The sequence below is a fragment of the Variovorax sp. 20P10.2.4 genome (assembly GCF_058244205.1).
The window spans coordinates 1-2,367 of record NZ_JBZAYE010000892.1 but is presented as its reverse complement, the minus strand read 5'-3'; the positions used below and the strand labels follow the sequence as shown (position 1 = coordinate 2,367).

Here is a 2,367-nt window from a genome sequence, read left to right as displayed (position 1 = left end):
GACCGCGACTTCCCCAAGGTGGGCGGCAACCTCGGCAACCAGAACTACTCGAGCCTCGCGAAGATCGACAAGGCGCGCGTGGGCCAGCTCGGCGGTGCCTGGCTCAACCGCATCGAGGGCGGCACCAATACCGGCAACAGCCAGAGCACCACGGTGGTGGTCGACGGCGTGATCTACATCGAGTCGGCGCTCGGCAACCTGATCGCGGTCGACGGCAAGACCGGCGTCACCAAGTGGAAATGGACCACGCCCTATGGCGCGATCACGCGTCGCGGCGCGGCGGTCGCGAAGGACCTGGGCCTGGTCTACACCGTGGCCACGGGCAACCGGCTGGTGGCGCTCGACACGAACACCGGCAAGCCGGTCTGGATCAAGCAGTACCCGAGCAGCAGCACCGACGCCGACTACCAGGGCGCGGTGCAGAAGGTGGCGCTGGTCTATCACGACAAGCGCCTCTACGTGGGCACCAACGACGGCAACCGCGGCGCCGCCTTCTCGGCCGACGCGGCCACGGGCAAGGTGCTCTCCACCTTCTGGGGCGTGCCGCGCGTGGGCGAGCGCGGCTACGACACCTGGGGCGGCGCGCCCGAGTCGGACCGCACCGGCGCCACGCCGTGGATCCACCCCGCGGTCGATCCCGAGCTCGGGCTCGTCTACTGGACCTTCGGCAACGTGCGCGGCGGCTCCTCGCAGAACGGCTCCACGCGGCCGGGCCTGAACCTGTTCGCCAACTCGATCGTCGCGCTCGACCTCAAGACCGGCGAGTACAAGTGGCACTTCCAGTCGGTGCACCACGACATCTGGGACATGGACAACGTGATGTCGCCGGTGCTGGCCAACGTGAGGATCGCGGGCCAGGAGCGCAAGGTCGTGATCTACGGCAGCAAGACCGGCATGTACTACATCCTCGACCGCAAGGACGGCAGCGCGCCGCTGGGCATCGACGAGATGCCGGTCAAGCAGGACGCCCGCCAGGCGAGCTGGCCGACCCAGCCCTTCCCGCGCCAGGGCGCGTGGACCGAGACCTGCATCGTCGACCAGCCGCTGGGCACCGCGATCCCCGGCGACCCGAACCGCGCCGTGCCCAACTACCTCAAGGGCTGCCTCTACGACGCGCACTGGGACGTGCCGCTGCTGTCGATCCCGGGCCATGGCGGCGGCGCCAACTGGAACCACCAGTCCTTCAGCCCGCGCACCGGCCTGGTCTACACCGGCATGGGCTACGTCTCGGCCGCGCACTCGCTGACCGAGTCGAGCAACGGCCTGCGCCCGCCGGGCACCTACATGACGGGCGCGGTGGTGGCGGTCGACCCGAGCACCAACCTGGTCAAGTGGAAGAAGCCCATGCCCTACTCGCTGGCACACGGCAACGGCATCCTGAGCACGGCCGCCGACCTGCTGTTCATCGGCCAGCCCGACGGCAACCTGCTCGCGCTCGACGCGGGCGACGGCAGCGAGCTGTGGCGCTTCCAGACCGGCGCGGCCATCGCCGCGAGCCCGGTGGCCTACGAGATCGACGGCGAGCAGTACATCGCGGTCTATGCGGGCGGCACCAGCATTCCCTACGGCGACTCGGCGCCGCGCGGCGACTACCTCTGGGCCTTCAAGGTCGGCGGCACGGTGGCGCCGGCGGCCACGCCGAAGCCGCCCGAGGTGCGCCGGCCGGTGTCGGGCCAGGCGGTGGAAGGCGCGGCGCTGCCCACGCCCAACACCGTGTTCCTCGCGCGCGTGCAGACCGCGGCCAACGCGCCCGGCGCCAGCGAGAGCACCGCGGTCAACGCGATGACGCCGACCTGGATGCGCGTGCCCGCGAACACCACCGTGACCTTCACCAACCCCGCCGGCAATGCGAACCAGCACTGCGCCACGCAGTTCTTCGAGGGCCGCTTCGACTTCAAGCTCGCACCGGGCCAGTCGGCGCAGCACCGCTTCGACACGCCCGGCGAGTACTTCTACAACGACTGCCACAGCGCGCGACCGACCGGCAAGATCGTCGTGTACTGAGCCTGCGGGCGTTCCTCTTCCTCATTTCCCCCCACCTAGAAAGGAGCAAAGCGATGACCTGGAGCAAGCCCGCGTTCGTGGATCTGCGGTTCGGTTTCGAGATCACGATGTACATCGCCGCGCGCTGAGCGCGGCGCAACGAACGAAGGCCCCGGTGCGAACCGGGGCCTTTTTCGTTGGTGCAGGAAAGGAGCCGGGGCGGTTCAGCGCAGCCGCTCGCGCAACGGATCGCCGATCAGCGTGGCGCGGCGCGCGCCGCCCTTCGTGCTGCGCGACCACAGGCGCTCGTTGCCGAGGCCGTCGTCGGCCACGAACAGCACCGCGTCGCCGAGCGCGACGAAGCCCAGCGGCATCGCATGGCGC

At 69.9% G+C, this 2,367-nt stretch carries 2 protein-coding genes; both read left to right on the top strand.

The features are described from left to right. Positions 1 to 2,004, top strand: a 2,004-nt coding sequence (locus tag AC27VN_RS39070; protein WP_490880150.1) for an outer membrane protein assembly factor BamB family protein, incomplete at its 5' end; no start/stop codon positions are given. Positions 2,005 to 2,057: 53 nt separating this feature from the next. Continuing rightward, positions 2,058 to 2,132 (top strand): pyrroloquinoline quinone precursor peptide PqqA, encoded by a 75-nt coding sequence (gene pqqA / locus AC27VN_RS39065; RefSeq protein WP_093354476.1) that lies wholly within the window; start codon positions 2,058 to 2,060, stop codon positions 2,130 to 2,132. Positions 2,133 to 2,367: the final 235 nt, after the last annotated feature.